This is a genomic window from Lysobacter sp. HA35 (genome assembly GCF_054061195.1).
Window position 1 is genome coordinate 2619339 of the sequence record NZ_JBSSDY010000001.1, and the last position, 16510, is coordinate 2635848.

Consider the following 16510-nt stretch of genomic DNA (forward strand, 5'->3'; position numbering starts at 1 on the left):
CGCGATCGCGATACCGGGCCGGACCGGATGGTTCACGACGAAATCGCGCGCTAAGCGGGACGCGTGGAACCCGGGCGACGCTCGCTGGCATTCACTGCCGAACGCGCGGCATCGACGCAGGCAGCTCGAATCCGCTCGCAAGCGGTGGCGGGCGACTGTTCCGACCGCGGCGCGTGCAGTTCACCGAACGCCTACACTGCATCGACACCGGTGGCCGCCACCGCCGCATCGCACTCCGCACTCCCGACGTCGCCATCAGACGTTTCGCGTCCGGCACGCACGCCCGAGTCGTCGCAAGGAGCTTTCGATGCAGCTGTCCCGATTCATCCAGACGCAGATGGACGCGATCCTTACCGACTGGGAGGACTTCGCGCGTCGCAACGCGCCGGGCGAGTCGCACATGACCGACTTGGCGCTGCGCGACCACGCGCGCGACATCCTGCATGCGGTCGCGCTGGATCTGGAGTCGCCGCAGTCGCAGGACGAGCAGTTCGCGAAGTCGCAGGGTGATTCCGATGACGCGCGCGGCCCGCGCACCGCTGCGGCCATCCACGGCGCACTGCGCCAGGACAGCGACTTCTCGCTGCTGCAGCTCAGCGCCGAATTCCGCGCACTGCGCGCCACCGTGCTGCGCCGGTGGCTGCCGACCGTCGGCGAAGTCGACGAGGAAACACTCGACGACATGGTGCGGTTCAACGAAGCCATCGACCAGGCGCTCGCGCAGTCGATCGTCGCGTATTCCGAACGCGCCAACGTCGCGCGCGACCTGTTCCTCGCGGTGCTCGGCCACGACCTGCGATCGCCGCTCGCCACCGTCGCGATGATCGGCCAGTTGCTGACCGGTAGCGGCGTCTCACCCGAGCAGGCGCGGCAGCTCGGACAACGTGCGTCGCGCTCGGCGCGCTTCATGAACCACATGGTCGACGACCTGCTCGGCTACACGCGCGTGCAGATGGGTCCGGGCATTCCAACCTCGCTGGTCGAATGCGATCTTGCCGACGTCGTGCGTGCCGCGATGGTCGATGCGGGTGCGACGTATCCGAACGCACAGTTCGAAATGCAGCTCGACGGCGATCTTTGTAGCCATGCCGATCCCGTGCGTCTGCAGCAGTTGCTGACCAACCTTCTCGTCAATGCCGCGCAGCATGGCGCGAGCGGTTGCCCGGTACGGCTCGAAGCCGAAGGCCATGCCGACGATCTCGTCGTGCGCGTCATCAACCAGGGCCGACCGCTGCCTGCCGAGGACATCGAGCGCATCTTCAAGCCGCTGGTGCAGCTGCCCGCCGCGACCACGCGCACCACCAGCCTCGGGCTCGGCCTCTACATCGCGCGGGAAATCGCGATGGCGCATGGCGGCACGCTTCGCGTCAGCTCCGACAGTGAACACGGCACCATCTTCGAACTGCGCATGCCGCGAAGCGCACCGGTCGCGGTGTCGCTCACATCGGCCATAACGGACCACCCAGCCATAACCACTGCGCCATCCACGCACTGACGACCGCGATCGTCGCGGTGAGTGGCGCGCCGACTTTCAGGAAGTCGGCGAACCGGTACTGGCCGGGGCCGAGGATCAGCAGGTTGCCGTGGTGGCCGATCGGCGTGAGGAATGCGACGACTGCGCCCAGCGCCGTGCACACCACGAAGGGCGTCGCCGGCAGATGCAGCGACTCGGCGATGTTGAGCGCGATCGGTGCGAGCAGCACGGTGGTCGCGCCGTCGGACAGGATCTGCGTGAGCAGCGCGGCGGCGCCGAACATCACCAGCAGCACGCCCAGCGCCGGCCAGTGCGCGATGAAGTGCAGCAGCCCGTTCGCCAGCAACTGCGCGGTGCCAGTGGACTCCATGGCGATGCCGAGCGGGATGACGCCGGCGATCATCACGAAGATGCGTACGTCGATCTCGCGATAGGCGCGTTCGACGTCGACGCAGCGCGTGGCCACCATCGCGACCGCGCCGAACAGGAAGGCGAGCGGCGCGGGCAGCCATTCGGTCGCGGCGACCAGCACGGTCACGCCTAGGATGATGAGCGCGAGCGGCGCACGCAGGCGGCGCTGTGCTTCGCCGGCGAACGGCATCAGCATCAAAAAACCGTGGTGCGCCGCGAGTTCGGCGAAGCGCGACGCGCGGCCGTAGAGCACCAGCAGATCGCCTTCGCGCAGGCGCTGATCCGCCACGCGCGCGGACTGCAAGCCGCTACGTCGCCATAAACCGGCGACGACGGTGTGGAAGCGTCGCGCGAAGTCGAGTTCGCGCAGCGAGCGGCCGATGAATTCCGACGCCGGCGCGACCAGCGCCTGCACGAGCTGCGTGTCACCCGCGCCGTCGACTTCGTGACCGAAACGCCGGACCGCGTGCAGGTCGAGGCCGGGATCATCGTGCAGCGACGCGATCGCATCGGCGGAAGCTTCGACCAGCAGTAGGTCGCCGGCGATCAGCGGGCTGTTGTCGCCGAGGTCGTCGCGCACGCGGCCGTCGCGCACCCAGCCGTGCAGTTGGAACGTGTCGCCGAGCATCTCCTTCAGTTCGGCGAGCGGTCGCGTGCTCCAGCGTTCGCCTTCGACGATGCAGAGCTCGGTGCGGTACTGGCCGAGCGTCATCCAGTCCGAATCGTCGGCCGCGCCCGCGCCGCGCGGCAGGATCCAGCGCGCGACCAGCATGTACGGGATGCTGATCGCGACCAGCGCCAGGCCGATCGGCGTGATCGAGAAGATGCCGAGGCGGCCGGTGTGCGTGCGCTCGAGCAGGTCGGCGGCGAGCAGGAATGCCGGCGCGCTGACCAATGTCAGCGTGGTGCCGAGCGACGCGGCCAGCGACATCGGCATCAGCAGTCGCGACGGTGACAGCCCGCGCGCACGCGCGAAGCGGGTCACGATCGGCAACATCATCGCGGTCACCATCACGTGGTGGGTGAACGATGACAGCGCCGCCACCGCCGGCATGATCACCAGCACCGCGCGCCATTCGGCCTGGCCTGCGGCACGCCCGATCCACTGGCCCAGGCGTTCGGTGAGGCCGGTGGCAGCGAGCGCGCCCGAGATCACGAACACCGCGGCGACGATGATCGCCGGCTCGCTCGCGAAACCCGACAAGGCCTGCTTGGAATCCAGCACGCCGGTCAGCACCAGCGCGAGCAGCGTCAGCATGGCGGTCACGTCCACGCGCAGCCGCTCGCTCACGAACAGGTAGAGCGAGCCGGCGAGGATCAGCAGGAACGTGATCTGGTGGAGATCCATGGGCGCGCCGCGACGGTCGAAGCCGATGCTGCCATCGCGGCCGGTGCAGGCGACGCGAGCGTCCGTGGACCACCCCGTCACCCCTGCTGGCTACACTCGGTGGTTTCCGCGAGCCGGCCTTCCCCGTGCCCACCTCAATGCCGACCGACCGGATGGATCCGACGGCCGTCGCCCCCGCGGCGTGGCTCTCGGCGTGCGCGGCACCGACTGCACTGGTCGCGGCCGACGGGCGCGTGATCGCGACCAATGCCGCGTTCACCCGACGCCTGCACATCGCCGCCGATGCGCGGCTGGTCGAACTCGACCCGCGGCTGGCCGACATCGCATCGGTCGATGCACCGGTGACGCTCGCAGCATTGCCGGGCGGGCAGCTGCACGTGCATCCGGTCGACGCCTCGCACTGGCTGGCGCAATGGCTGGATGCGCCGGCCGACGGCCATGCCGAACAACGCCAGCTGCAGATGTTCGCCGACACCGTCGCGCACGACCTGCGCGCGCCGCTGCGATCGATCGAAAGCTTCGCCAAGCTGCTCGAGGACCGCGCGTCGGCCAAGCTCGACGCATCCGAGCGCATGCATCTCTCCCGCATCCGCGCCGCCGCGACGCGCATGTCCGGCCTGTTGCTCGCGCTCGGCGAACTCTCACGTGCGGCGAGCGCGCCGATGAACCCGACGGAGGTCGACGTGTCGATCCTCTGCGAATGGGCGCTGGCCGAACTGCACGACCTCGAACCCGGCCGCACCGTCGCCGTCGACGTACAGCCCGGCCTGCAGGCGGTGGGCGACGAACGCCTGCTGCGCCAGATGCTCAAGGTGCTGCTGGAGAACGCGTGGAAGTTCACGCGCAACGCGGCCGATGCACGCGTCGAAGTACACGGTGAACGCGTCGGCAACCGCATGCGTCTGCTGATCCGCGACACCGGCAGCGGTTTCGACATGCAGTATGCTCACAAGCTGTTCCAGCCGTTCCAGCGCCTGCACGGGTTGGACCAGGGCGCAGGCCACGGGCTCGGTCTCGCCATCGCGCAACGCATCGCGCATCGGCATGGCGGACATGTCACAGCCGAGTCCACCGAGGGTCAGGGGAGCACGTTCACCGTGGACTTGCCCGCTGTCGATGACTGAGGCGCGGATGCACAAAGAAATCCTGCTGGTCGAGGACAATCCGGACGACGTCGAGCTGACCCGGCTCGCGTTCGACGAAGCCAAGATCGCGAACCAGCTCGCGGTGGTCGGTGACGGCGCCGAAGCGCTGGACTATCTCTTCGCACGCGGTCGTTTCGCCGATCGCGATGCGGCCGATCTTCCCTCGCTGGTGCTGCTCGATCTCAACCTGCCGAAGGTCGACGGCCGCGAAGTGCTGCAGGCGATCCGCGCGAACGAAGCGACGCGCGCATTGCCCGTCGTCGTGCTGACCACCAGTACCGAGCCGTTCGATGTCGAAGCCACGTACGCACTGGGCGTGAACAGCTACATCCAGAAGCCGGTGGATTTCGAGCAGTTCGTGTGGGCGGTCAAGCAGGTCGGCCTGTACTGGCTCGTGCTGAATCACTCGCGGCCTTGAGCCGTCGCGCGACGCATGTCGCGCTTGCCCTGCTCGTTACGTTGCCCGTCGCGTTGGTCGCGACGTTCGCACTCGCGCCTCTCTGGCGATGGATCGACGCGCACGCCGGGATCGAAGCGATCGGTCATTCGGGACCGGCGGCGTGGTGCTTCGGCGCGGTCGAAGGCGTGTTGGCGATTGTCGTGCTGAGCACGTTCGCGGCGAAGCGCTGATCGAAACGCGCGGTCAGCGATCGATGCGTTCGTCCCACGCCGCGTCGGGCGCGTCGCGATACCAATGACGCCAACCATGTCGATAGGCGCGCGTGATGTACGGGCCGCGCAGGATCATCGCGTTCGCCTGCGTCGATGCATCGTCGCCGAGCAGATAGACCGCGCCGGCGAACGGCAGCACGTACTCGCTCGGCATGCGCGCGAGTTCGCGGTCGACCAGTGACGCGGCGTCTTCGACCGAAACGGCACGCACGAGGAAGCAGGTGTCCGGGCCATCCGGGCCGCCGCTGTCGACGTCGTCCGATTCGTTGCCCCAACGGATGACCTCGTAGAGATGCATCGCGCTCATCGCGCGCCGAACAGCACTTCGGCGCGCTGGAACAGGATCCAGCTGGTCGCGATCACCTTGTCGCCGCCCTGCGGACGATTGCCGCGATGCGTATGCGTGAACGCGGCGGGCGCGATCAGCAGCGAGCCGGTCTTCGGCGCGACCTTGCGTCGCTGGTAGAGGAACTCGGTCTCACCTTCGGTAAACCCGTCATTGAGGTAGACCGTCCACAGCAGGTGGCGATGCAGCGTCTCGGCGCTCGCGTCGCGCGGCATCAGCTCGCAATGCCAGTACGGATAGCCGCCGCGGCCGGCGGTGTAACGCTGCAGGTTGATCATGCCGGGCCGGAAGATCTGCATGAGCAGCGGCGTCAGCGCGGCATCGTCCATGGCCTGCAGGCGTTCGCCGGTGAGACGGTGGCGCTTGCCGTCCTCCTGCGTCTCCAGCATCAGCGGCGCGACCAGCGTATGCGGCCAGCGGCGCACGTAGGAGCGCAGGCCGGCGATCACCGCCTCGTTGAGCGGCTCGACCACGTCGCGCCAGTCCTCGCGCCCTGAAATGGCGAGGTCGCGGCTGTCCTTCATGTCCGGGAAAACGCCGCCGCCGATGCGGCCCGGCTGCAGCTCGGCGCTGCGGGCGAGGCGCTCGACCACCTGCGCGCACCAGGCCGCGTCGAGCGCGCCGTCCACCACGTGGATGAAGTCGTCGGACGGAGCGGGGGCGTCGGGGCTCATGCGATCGGGGAGTTCGGCCGGGGCGCTGATCCTCGCACGCGGGTCGCGGTTGCGCGGATGAAACACGGCCGCGACCGCTCGCGCCGACCGCCGCTTGGGCGCGCAAACCGTTGCCCTGCGTCGTCCGGCGGGCGGGAGCGTGGCAATGGCCGCTGTCACGGCGTCGCGATGTCGGTGAATTCTGCCTGACCCGTGTTGCATCCGTGCAACGTTTCCCGGTGTCGGAGGCCAAGCGGCCGCAGCCTTCACGGGAGAAACACCTTTCCGAACAACGACTTAAAAACTTGGCACGCGACTGGCTCTAAGGGCGATACCCCGACGGAGTGCGCCCGTGTCCCTTCCCCGCCGTACCGCCCTGCTGCTGACCCTCACCGCCGCGTTCGTGGCGGGACCGGCCTGCGCGGGCGACCCGGTGGTGGCTCCCCCGGACACGCTCGTTCCCCCGCAGATGGACGCGGCGGTCGACCAGACCATGGTCCTCGTTCGCGACGTCAACCCGCGCATCGCCTACCGGGGCCCTGCAGACACCACCGACAACCCGGCGCGCGTCACCGCGACCGTCTTCCCGACCCGCGTGTTCAACCGTGCGCTGGACGGAATGATGGTGAGCCTGGTGGGCGACGCCTCGCTCGGCGATACCGCGCCGACGGCGCTCGGTGCCCAGCCCGACCCGGCCCGGTTCGGCAGCGACATGCCCGAACTCCGCGACGGCCGGCCGCTCGGCGCGGGCGGCGTCAGCACGCCGATGGGCTCATCCGGCGCGATGGGTTCGATCGGTGGCGCGGTGATGAGCGCGACCTCCGGCATCGCCGACACGATCACCGCCGCGACCATGCGCGCCAGCGCGATCGGAGCCGGCCCGTGACGCGTGTGGCGGTGGCCGTCCTGCTGCTCGCGATCGCACCGATCGCCGCCGCGCAGTCGCACGACGAAAGCCGCATCGACGGCAACGCCGCTGCGAACGTGTCCGGCGCGGCCAGCCTCAACGTCGCCGCCGGCACCGGCAATGCGCAGACCAATCTTCGTGCGATCGCGATCGGCGATGTCGGCCTCGCGCTCGCCTTCGGCGCGCAGTCCGTCGACACCACCGGCGCCGATCTCACGCGCTCGGCCAAGGCGACGATCAGCGGCGGCGCGCTCGGCAACAGCACCGGCGTCGTCGGCCTCAACCAGGCGGCCGGCAGCGCTAACGCGCAGGCCAACCTCGTCGCGATCGGCACCGCCGCGGGCGCCGGCTTCGTGCAGTCGGTCGACGAGTCCGCACTTGCCGCCACCGCCGCACCTGCATCCACCAGCACCACCACGCCGACGTCGAGCGGTACGCGCGAAGCGCGCATCGACGCCGGTGCGATCGCGGCGCCCAGCGGCGTCATGCAGATCAACCAGACAGCGGGCGTCGGCAATGCGTCGACGAACGCGATCGTGCTCCAACTGCCGGGGGGCACGCCGTAACCACGGCAGCTAGGCAGATCCCGCGTCAAGCAACCCACGTCAACAGGAGAGAGAACCCATGAAACTGCACCGCACGCTCATCGCGCTGACCGTCAGCGCACTTTTCGCCGCACCGGCCTTCGCGTCGGGCGACGCCCTGATCCTCAACTACACCGATTCGACCGACTACGCGGTCACGTTCGGCTTCATCGACGTCTACGGCGATGTCAGCGTGACCAGCAAGTCCGCTGCGGTCACCGACCAGACGCAGGAAACGATCGGCAACCTGTCCATCGGTGATGGCTCGCACGCCGCCGACTTCAACGGCAACGCGCTGTTCGGCGCGCAGGGCAACATCGGCGTGAACGTTGCCGCGGGCGTGGGCAACGAGCAGGCCAATGACGCCGCGCTGTCGTCGGTCGACGCCGGCAAGGTGTTCGCGACCGCGATGTCCACCTCGCAGCAGCTGACCGAATTCAACGGCGGCGGTTCCGCGTCGTACACCGACGGCTACTACAGCGGCGTCATGAACGGCCAGGCGCTCGCGCTGGCGCGCGGCAACATCGGCGTGAACGTCGCCGGCGGCGTCGGCAACGCGCAGAGCAACTCGCTCGCAGCTTCGGTCAACACCTCGGGCCGCTATGCGATCGCGTCGTCGGCCAGCTACCAGGGCGCCGGCTATAACGAACTCGTCGCGTATTACGACCTCGACACGTTCGCCGTGCTCGGTGGCAACGCGCTGTTCGGCGCGCAGGGCAACATCGGTGTGAACGTCGCTGCCGGCGTCGGCAACGTCCAGCACAACGGCCTCGCGATCGCTTCCGCGGTCGACGGCCCGTAATTCCGTACATCACGAAACCATCTAACAGAAGGAATTGGTCATGAAGCTTCGTCATTCGCTCCTCGCGCTCGGCCTCGTCGCCGTCGCCTCCCCGGCCTTCGCCTACGGCGACGCCGAAATCCACAACCTGACCGTCTCGGTCGACTTCGCCGAAACCGACGCGCTGGTGTTCGCGTTCGGCGCGTTCGAAGTGTCGAGCAAGTCGGCGGCCGTTGCCGACCAGACGCAGGAATCGGTCCTCAACTCGTCGTTCGGCGATGGCGACCACATCGCCAACTTCGGCGGCAGCGCGCTCTCCAACGCGCAGGGCAACATCGGCGTGAACGTTGCCGCGGGCGTGGGCAACGAGCAGGCCAACGACGCCGCGCTGTCGTCGGTCGACGCCGGCAAGGTGTTCGCCACCGCGATGGGCACCTCGCTGCAGCTGGTCGAAGGCAACTACGCCGAAAGCTCCGACATCGACACCAACTACACGGCGTCGATGGACGGCAACGCGCTTCGCAACGCTCGCGGCAACATCGGCGTGAACGTCGCCGCTGGCGTCGGCAATGCGCAGGGCAACACGATGACCGGCTCGGTCAACACCTCGGGCCGCTATGCGATCGCCACCTCGGCGAGCGCGCAGCTGACCGAAGGCAATGAACTGAACTCCGACACCTGGGCGTTCTCCGACCTCGACGTGTACGCCACGCTCGGCGGCAACGCGCTGCAGGGTGCGCAGGGCAACATCGGCGTGAACGTCGCCGCTGGCGTCGGCAACGCGCAGCACAACGGCCTCTCGATCGCTTCGGCGGTCGACGGTCCGTAATCCGCTCCATCGGTTCCACGTCGTAACCGCGGTGGCCGGACCCCACGCCGGCCACCGCGCTTTTGGAGATTGCATGTCGCGCTTCCCGCTGCTGATGTCCCTCGCACTGCTCGCCGCGTTCGCGCTGCCTGCGCGTGCGTCGAGCCTGTCGATGGCGAACATCGTCGACGGTGCGCCGGTGGCCAAGCCGGTCACGACGTTCCGCGACCTGCGCTATCGCGACATGGTGCGACAGCAGTACGACTTCAGCTGCGGATCCGCCGCGCTCGCCAGCGTGCTGCGCTACGGCTACGGCGTGCAGGTCGACGAGCCGCACATGATCCGCAGCATGCTCACGGGCAACGATCCGAAAGAGATCGTGCGCAACGGCTTTTCGATGCTCGACATGAAGCACTACGTCGAGAGCATCGGCGGCTTCCGTGCACATGGTTTCCGCATCGACACCGCCGCGTTGTATCGCCTGCAGATGCCGGTGATCGCGCTGCTCGATCTCAAGGGTTACAAGCATTTCGTGGTGGTGAAGGGCGCCGAATCCGGGCGCGTCTTCGTCGCCGATCCCGCGCTCGGTCATCGGGTGATGAGCGAGAAGGATTTCGTCGCAGGATGGAACGGCATCGTTCTCGCCGTGGTGGCGGACAAGCCGCTCGAGGACTCGTATCTCGTGCACGGTCGCCGCTCGCTCGCGCTTTCGCGGCGCGGCGATGCAGTGGTCGAAGCCTCGATGCCGATTCCGGTCGTCGAACTCGGCCTCATCCGCGCCGACCTGTTCTAAAGCAACGCAATGATTCGCATCGAGGGACCATGAACAACCGCCTCCTCCCCCACGCCGTTCTCATGGCCTTCGTGGCAGCGGCGAGTGCCGGCCCGGCATTCGCCCTGCCCCCTTCTTCCGCACCGGTCGCACCGCTGCGCGTCGCGCTCGTCGACGACGCCACGCTGGGCACGCTCACCGGCAAGTACAACAACGCCGACATGCTGGTCGGCGTGCGCATCGACCTGGTGTCGACGCTCGCCACCGCGCAGGGCGGCACCGCGAGCGCAGTGGGTTCGCTGTACATCCAGCGCACCGATTCGGGCTACAACGTGCAGGTCGACACGCATGCGAATGCAGCCGCGGGCAGCGGCGATGCGCCACCGTCGGCGAACGTCGCGTCGGGCGGTGAGCAGATCCATGTCGAAGGCATCGGCCAGATCACGCAGATCGCGGGCGACGGCAATCGCATGGGCAACCTCACCGTCGTGCAACTCGGCACCAACCCGGCCGCGCCGTCGGGCTTCAACGGTGCATCCAGTGCGCAGGCCCAGGACGGCGGCCTGCAGGCGCAGATCAGTTTCGTCGGCGGCGGCATCCAGCTCGGGCTGGTCGCGCCAGGCGCTACCATCGGCCAGCAGGTGACGCCGGGCGCGTCGGGCCGGATCACGCAGATCGGGCAGATCGCCGGGGATGGCTTCACCGCGAGCAATGCCCTGAATCTGCAGATGATGACGTCGGCCATGCCGACGTCCGCGGTGCAGCAGCTGGGCATCCAACAGGCGCTTTCGGCGATGTCCGGACTGCGCCACTGACCGCAGCCGCCTCAAGGATTGAAGAAGAATGCCGTCGCACTCGTCGCGTCTGACTGCCCGCCTGCTCCCGACCGCCCTCGCACTCGCCCTCGCAAGCCCCGCCGCCTTCGCCGACCCGCCGTCCGCCATTGCGGCGACGTCCGACGTCGACGCCAAGCTCGGCGCACTCACCGCCAAACTCGACGCGCAGCAGGAAGAGATCGCGCGCCTGCGTGCGCAGGTCGAAGAACTGCAACTGCAGCAGATGCGCGGACGCGGCCTCACCGGCGAAGGCGGCCCACAGCAGGCCAGTGCGCCGCCGCCCGTCGACACCGCACGCATCGCACGCGAGAAGTCGACGCCGCCACCGCCCGCGGACGACCTGCAGGTCGGGCAGACGCAGCGCGACGCCGATGAGCAGCGTCGCCAGCAGGAAAAGACGCTGGTCGTGCGCGAGCACGCGCCGTTGTTCGAGCGCAAGTTCACGCTCGATACCGGCATGAGCTACAGCTACTACGACCGCCGCGCGTTGTCGCTCAGCGGCTTCCTAGCGCTCGACGCGATCTTCCTCGGCACGATCAACCTCGACCAGAGCAAGTCGTCGATCGCCACGTTCGACGTCACCGGCCGTTACGGCATCACCGATCGACTGAGCCTCGAAGCCGACCTGCCGTGGGTCGCGCGCGAGACGCGTTTCGTCAGCGGTGGCGCTGGCGGTGCGGCGAGCACGCTGAGCGAAGTGAAGGTGCGTTCCAGCGGCGTCGGCGACGTCAGCGCCGCGGCGTACTACCAGTTCGTCAAGGAATCGGCGACACATCCGGACATCGTCGGCAGCCTGCGCGTGCGCGCACCGACCGGCCGCGATCCGTTCGGCCTGAAGGTCATCCAGGCCGACGGCAATAACAGCAACCTCAACGTGCCGGAGACGTTGCCCACCGGCATCGGCGTGTGGAGCGCGACGGCCAACGTCTCGGTGCTGCGCACCTACGATCCGGTGATCATGTTCGGCAACTTCGGCTACACCTGGAACCGCGCGCAGTCGTTCGACGACATCTCGCCGACGGTGGGCACCGTGTCGCCGGCCGAAGTATTCCTCGGCCACATGTTCAACCTCAGTGGCGGCGTCGCGATCGCGCTCAACGATCGCGCGGCGATCAGCATGAGCGTGGGCAGCGCGATGCAGGCCGGCACGCGCGTGCGTGCGCCGGGCGCGAAGTCGCAGCGCATTCCGGGCAGTTCCAGCAATGCGACCGCGCTAAGCATCGGCACCAGCTACGTGCTGCCGTCGGGCTGGACGTTCAACGGGCAGCTGGCCGCCGGGCTTACGCCCGACGCGCCCAACTTCGTGTTCTCACTGCGCGGTTCGCGCGCGTTCTGATCAGGCGATCGACAGCCCGCGCGTCCGACGACGTTCGGCCGCGGGCGGTCCACTGCGATCGGTTTCGCGACGCCCGCCGGTTACCGACATCACGGCCTTGATCTGCGGCGGCGCGAGGTCGTTGCCCGCGCCGTCGTCATGGCTGCCGTCCGCGCCCAGGCCGTAACGCTGCATCAGGCGATAGAGCGTCACGCGTGAGACGTCGAGCTCGCGCGCGGCGTCGATGAGCCGACCGTGGCTGCGTCGAAGCGCCGCCTCGATCGCACGACGCGTCGCATCGTTGCGCACGTCCTCGAGCGTCGGCGGCGTCGGTGCGACCACTTCGCCGAGGCCGAGGTCCATCGCGGTGATCAGGCGACCTTCCGCCATCACCACCGCCTGACGCACGCGGTTGATCATCTCGCGCACGTTGCCCGGCCAGTCGTAGGCGTGGATCGCGCGGCGCGCGCAGGGCGAGAAACCCTTGATGACGCGCTGGCCTTCGGTCGAATAACGCGACAACGCGTGCTGCGCGAGCAGGTCGATGTCGTGCCCGCGTTCGCGCAGTGGCGGCTGCGCCAGGCGCAGCACGCAGAGGCGGTGATAGAGATCGGCGCGAAAACGCCCCTGCGCGATCGCGGTTTCCAGGTCGTGGTGCGTCGCCGAGACGATGCGCACGTCGACGCGAACCGTGTCGTGCCCGCCCAGGCGCTGGAACGCGCCTTCCTGCAGGAAGCGCAGCAGCGAGGCCTGGCTTTCCATCGGCAGGTCGCCGATTTCGTCCAGAAACAGCGTGCCGCCGTTGGCCATCTCGATGCGGCCGAGCTTGCGGTTCTGCGCGCCGGTGAACGCGCCGCGCTCGTAGCCGAACAGTTCGGACTGGATCAGCGAATGCGGGATCGCGCCGCAGTTGATCGCCACGAACGGCATCGGCTTGCGACGCGAGTTCGCGTGCAGCGCCTGCGCGGCCAGTTCCTTGCCGGTGCCGGTCTCGCCGGCGATGAATACCGGGGCTTCCGTCATCGCGGCCTTGCACAGCGTGCGCGCCAGCGCCTTCATGCCAGCGCTTTCGCCGATGATGCCTTCAAGCCCGTCGTGCACCAGGCGCACCGCCGAGTCGCAGGCCAGCCGCGCCATGCCGTGCGCGTGGCCGATCACCGTGTCGAGCACGCCATCAGGACACGGCAGGGTGACGTAGTCGTAGCAGTAGTCGCGGATCAGCCGACGCACCGCCGGCTGGTCGAGCTGCGCGGTGTCGACCCCGGCGACCCAGCCGACGTTGCTCGCCGCCAGCACCGGGCCGTATTCGGCGAGGTCGGTTTCCGAGAACCCGTCGCGCAGGTCCAGCAGTGCGGCGAAAGGATGCGTCGCGCGTCGCTGCACGATCCGCAGCGCGCCACGTGCGTCCGACGCGGACTGCACCTTCCAACCCAGTTGTTGCAAACGCGCCGGGGGCGTTCCTCGCCCCGCGCGCGCGACGTACACGACGTCGCGCCCTGCGCCTCCGTCAGCCATCTCCGACTCCCTGTCGGCGCCCCACGCACCGGACTACAAAGGTAGTCCTTGTCGGTGACAGGTCAAGCTTCTGTGACGCACTTCACGCCCGGCGGCCGTCGAACGGCGATCAGGCGGCGGCCGCAGCCTGACCGTCGTGGTCCTGGTGATAGCGGACGGCCGCCTCGACTTCCTGCTTGGAACCGAGGAACACGGGCACGCGCTGATGCAGACCGGTCGGGCTGACCTCCAGCATCCGCTGGCGGCCGGTGCTGGCCGCGCCGCCGGCCTGCTCGACCAGGAACGCCATCGGGTTGGCCTCGTACATCAGCCGCAATTTCCCGCCTTTCCCCGCGCACTTGGCGTCCAGCGGATAGCTGAAGATGCCGCCCCGGGTCAGGATGCGGTGCACGTCGGCCACCATCGAGGCCACCCAGCGCATGTTGAAGTCCTTGCCGCGCGGGCCCTCCTTGCCGGCCAGCAGGTCGCCGACGTACTGCTGCATCGGCGGCTCCCAGAAGCGCTGGTTCGACATGTTGACCGCGAATTCCTTCGTCTCCTCGGGAATCGTCATGCCGCGGGTGGTCATCACGAACGAGCCGATCTCGCGGTCCAGGGTGAACGCGTGGGTGCCGTTGCCGATGGTCAGCACCAGCATCGTGCTGGGGCCGTAGGTGCAGTAGCCGGCGGCGACCTGCGCGGTGCCCGGCTGCAGGAAGTGCTCGTCGCCGACCGTCTCGACGCCTTCCGGGCAGCGCAGCACCGAGAAGATGGTGCCGACCGAGATGTTGACGTCGATGTTGGACGAGCCGTCGAGCGGGTCGAACAGCAGCAGGTACTTGCCGCGCGGGTATTCGTCGGGGATGACGACGCAGTGGTCCATCTCCTCCGACGCCAGCGCGGCGAGGTGGCCGCCCCAGGCGTTGGCCTCGAGCAGGATCTCGTTGGACAGCACGTCGAGCTTCTTCTGCGCCTCGCCCTGGATGTTGATGCTGGCCTCGCCCTCACCGGCGTCGCCGAGCACGCCGCCCAGAGCGCCCTTGCCGACCGCGATCGAGATCGACTTGCAGGCGCGGGCGACGACCTCGATCAGCAGGCGCGCGTTGGGGCCGATGCGGCCTTCGCGCTGTTCCTCGAGCAGGTAGCGGGTGAGCGAGATGGGCGAGGCGGTCGGAGTCATCGGCGACGGGCAGGCGGGCGGGGCGCCCATTCTCGCCGATCGCCTGCGAACCGCGTCACACGTGGCTTTGACGATCAGGCGACGCGGCGATCCCGCGGCAGCATCAGCGCGTGCCGGCGCACCAAGCGGGCGAGGTTTTCGCGGGCCAGCGCCAGCATGCGCACCGGTGCCTCGGGTTCCGCGGCGTCCATCACCCGGCGCGCCGCTTCCGCCACGTCGGCCACGGCCTGCGCGGCGCTGCGGTCCGACAACATGGCCTGCAGCAGCTTGGCCTGGCCCATCAGCCGGCGCTCCAGCACCAGGTCCGGCCCGGCGCCCGCACGCCGCAACGCATGCGCGACGCCGTCCTCGAGGTAGGCGTGCTGTTGCTGGAGGCGGTCGGCGGTGACATCGAGCATGGCGGGTTGGCGCTTCGGCGAGACCGCGGAAGGGTGGGCGCGCTGATGTGAGTGGCAGGTCGCGGTCGCGGCCGCTGTTGCCGGTAATTCAGCGGCTGCATCGCGCGACAATCTGTCCATCGTGTCCGTCGCCTCGTCCATCGCGATCCCGCCTCCGTCATCCGATGGCGGCGAACGCTGCGCGTCGCGCATTGCATGCATGTGTCGACGATGCGTCGGAGCGGCTGCGCCATGACCCCGCGCAAGGTCATCCATGTCGACATGGACGCGTTCTACGCGAGCGTCGAGCAACGCGACGAGCCGTCGTTGCGCGGTCGGCCCGTCGTCGTCGCCTGGCGCGGCGCGCGTTCGGTGGTGTGCGCGGCGAGTTACGAAGCACGCGTGTTCGGCATCCGCTCGGCGATGCCCGCGGTGCGCGCCGAACGCTTGTGTCCTGATGCGGTGTTCGTGCCACCCGACTTCGTCCGCTACAAGCTGGTCTCGCAGCAGATCCGCGAAATCTTCGGCCGGCACACGCCGCTGGTCGAACCCTTGTCGCTGGACGAGGCCTACCTCGACGTCACCCATCCGCTCACCGACCTGCCGACCGCCACCGACATCGCGAAATCCATCCGCGCCGAGATCCGCGAGGTGACGCAGCTCACCGCGTCGGCCGGCGTCGCGCCCAACAAGTTCGTGGCCAAGATCGCGTCCGACTGGAATAAGCCCGATGGCCTGTTCGTGGTGCCGCCATCGAAGGTCGAAGCCTTCCTCGCACCGTTGCCGGTCGGGCGCCTGCCCGGTGTCGGCAAGGTCACGCAGGGCGAGCTCGAAGCAATGGGCCTGGCCACCGTCACCGACCTGCGCGGTGCAGGGCGCGATGCGCTCGTCGAGCGTTTCGGCCGATGGGGCCGTCGCCTGCACGACCTCGCCTGGGGCATCGACGACCATCCGGTCGAACCCGAACGCCCACACACGCAGATCTCGAGCGAGGACACGCTGGAGTCCGACTTGGTGCTCGACGAGCTCGCGCCGCACATCGCGCGCATGGCGGAGAAAACCTGGGCCGCGTGGATGCGCCAGCGCGAGCGCGACCTGCGCGAGGACCGTCCACCGCGACGTCCGCGCACGGTGGTGCTGAAGCTCAAGACGTCCGACTTCCGCATCCTCACCCGCTCGCTCACGCCGACCCGCATGCCGGACAGCGCCGATGCACTCGTCCGCACGGCGCTCGAATTGCGCGCTCGCGTGGCCTTGCCGGCGTCGACCCGCTACCGCCTGATCGGCGTCGGCCTGGCGAACCTCGGCGACCTCGATCCGCAGGTCGACCTGTTCGACGACGCAGCCGCGTCGTAGCCAGCTACCCACGCCCGGCGCGCGAAACGCGACGCAGTTGGTAAACAGGGG

Annotated in this window: 18 protein-coding genes; 12 read left to right on the forward strand and 6 right to left on the reverse strand. The window is 68.6% G+C overall.

The genetic code is table 11. The annotated features are described in order from the left end of the window. Positions 1-307: 307 nt before the first annotated feature. Positions 308-1495: an ATP-binding protein gene (locus tag ACVWZN_RS12680; RefSeq protein ID WP_456954128.1), complete on the forward strand. Its 1188-nt coding sequence runs from the start codon at positions 308-310 to the stop codon at positions 1493-1495. Here ACVWZN_RS12680 and ACVWZN_RS12685 read toward each other — a convergent pair. Then, the gene (locus ACVWZN_RS12685) at positions 1440-3233 is read right to left on the reverse strand and encodes an SLC13 family permease (protein WP_456954129.1); all 1794 of its coding nucleotides are present in this window, start codon (positions 3231-3233) and stop codon (positions 1440-1442) included. The two genes, ACVWZN_RS12680 and ACVWZN_RS12685, sit on opposite strands and share 56 nt — an antisense overlap. A gap of 152 nt (positions 3234-3385) precedes the next feature. On the opposite strand from ACVWZN_RS12685, the gene ACVWZN_RS12690 reads away from it, so the two are divergent. From ACVWZN_RS12690 to ACVWZN_RS12700, 3 genes are read left to right on the forward strand one after another with little or no spacing between them, the layout of a single operon-like run. Next, positions 3386-4357, forward strand: a complete 972-nt coding sequence (locus ACVWZN_RS12690) for a sensor histidine kinase (RefSeq protein ID WP_456954130.1) — start codon at positions 3386-3388, stop codon at positions 4355-4357. A 7-nt stretch (positions 4358-4364) separates the two neighbouring features. Further along, positions 4365-4796 (forward strand): response regulator, encoded by a 432-nt coding sequence (locus tag ACVWZN_RS12695; protein ID WP_027083635.1) that lies wholly within the window; start codon positions 4365-4367, stop codon positions 4794-4796. Beyond that, complete coding sequence (locus ACVWZN_RS12700; RefSeq protein WP_456954131.1) at positions 4793-5008, forward strand: hypothetical protein; 216 nt, start codon at positions 4793-4795, stop codon at positions 5006-5008. The genes ACVWZN_RS12695 and ACVWZN_RS12700 overlap by 4 nt, the downstream gene beginning before the upstream one ends. A gap of 13 nt (positions 5009-5021) precedes the next feature. Here ACVWZN_RS12700 and ACVWZN_RS12705 read toward each other — a convergent pair whose 3' ends face one another. Continuing rightward, positions 5022-5357, reverse strand: a complete 336-nt coding sequence (locus tag ACVWZN_RS12705) for a hypothetical protein (protein ID WP_456954132.1) — start codon at positions 5355-5357, stop codon at positions 5022-5024. Next, complete coding sequence (locus ACVWZN_RS12710) at positions 5354-6070, reverse strand: 2OG-Fe(II) oxygenase (protein ID WP_456954133.1); 717 nt, start codon at positions 6068-6070, stop codon at positions 5354-5356. The genes ACVWZN_RS12705 and ACVWZN_RS12710 overlap by 4 nt, the downstream gene beginning before the upstream one ends. A gap of 331 nt (positions 6071-6401) precedes the next feature. Between ACVWZN_RS12710 and ACVWZN_RS12715 the strand changes: the two genes are divergently transcribed. The 7 genes from ACVWZN_RS12715 to ACVWZN_RS12745 all read left to right on the forward strand — a co-directional run bounded on the left by ACVWZN_RS12715 (position 6402) and on the right by ACVWZN_RS12745 (position 12073). After that, a complete protein-coding gene (locus ACVWZN_RS12715) occupies positions 6402-6935 on the forward strand; it encodes a hypothetical protein (protein ID WP_456954134.1) in 534 nt (177 codons plus the stop codon). After that, the gene (locus ACVWZN_RS12720; RefSeq protein WP_456954135.1) at positions 6932-7522 is read left to right on the forward strand and encodes a hypothetical protein; all 591 of its coding nucleotides are present in this window, start codon (positions 6932-6934) and stop codon (positions 7520-7522) included. Before ACVWZN_RS12715 ends, ACVWZN_RS12720 begins: the two co-directional genes overlap by 4 nt. A 58-nt stretch (positions 7523-7580) precedes the next feature. After that, positions 7581-8342 (forward strand): hypothetical protein, encoded by a 762-nt coding sequence (locus ACVWZN_RS12725; RefSeq protein WP_456954136.1) that lies wholly within the window; start codon positions 7581-7583, stop codon positions 8340-8342. Positions 8343-8382: 40 nt separating this feature from the next. Further along, complete coding sequence (locus tag ACVWZN_RS12730) at positions 8383-9150, forward strand: hypothetical protein (RefSeq protein ID WP_456954137.1); 768 nt, start codon at positions 8383-8385, stop codon at positions 9148-9150. Between the two features lie 73 nt (positions 9151-9223). Then, positions 9224-9922, forward strand: coding sequence for a C39 family peptidase (locus tag ACVWZN_RS12735; protein ID WP_456954138.1), 699 nt, complete (start codon positions 9224-9226; stop codon positions 9920-9922). A 62-nt stretch (positions 9923-9984) separates the two neighbouring features. Then, positions 9985-10716 carry a hypothetical protein gene (locus ACVWZN_RS12740; protein WP_456954139.1) on the forward strand — a complete coding sequence of 244 codons (732 nt, stop codon included), beginning with the start codon at positions 9985-9987 and terminating at the stop codon, positions 10714-10716. A 28-nt stretch (positions 10717-10744) separates the two neighbouring features. Further along, positions 10745-12073, forward strand: coding sequence for a hypothetical protein (locus ACVWZN_RS12745; RefSeq protein WP_456954140.1), 1329 nt, complete (start codon positions 10745-10747; stop codon positions 12071-12073). Here ACVWZN_RS12745 and ACVWZN_RS12750 read toward each other — a convergent pair whose 3' ends face one another. From ACVWZN_RS12750 to ACVWZN_RS12760, 3 genes are all read right to left on the reverse strand, one after another. Continuing rightward, entirely contained in the window at positions 12074-13567 is a 1494-nt protein-coding gene (locus ACVWZN_RS12750; RefSeq protein WP_456954141.1) for a sigma 54-interacting transcriptional regulator, read from the reverse strand. 109 nt (positions 13568-13676) lie between these two features. Beyond that, positions 13677-14726: a class 1 fructose-bisphosphatase gene (locus ACVWZN_RS12755; protein ID WP_456954142.1), complete on the reverse strand. Its 1050-nt coding sequence runs from the start codon at positions 14724-14726 to the stop codon at positions 13677-13679. 74 nt (positions 14727-14800) lie between these two features. Next, positions 14801-15316, reverse strand: coding sequence for a hypothetical protein (locus ACVWZN_RS12760; RefSeq protein ID WP_456954143.1), 516 nt, complete (start codon positions 15314-15316; stop codon positions 14801-14803). A 39-nt stretch (positions 15317-15355) separates the two neighbouring features. On the opposite strand from ACVWZN_RS12760, the gene dinB reads away from it, so the two are divergent. After that, positions 15356-16459 (forward strand): DNA polymerase IV, encoded by a 1104-nt coding sequence (gene dinB / locus ACVWZN_RS12765; RefSeq protein WP_456954144.1) that lies wholly within the window; start codon positions 15356-15358, stop codon positions 16457-16459. Positions 16460-16510 lie beyond the last annotated feature (51 nt).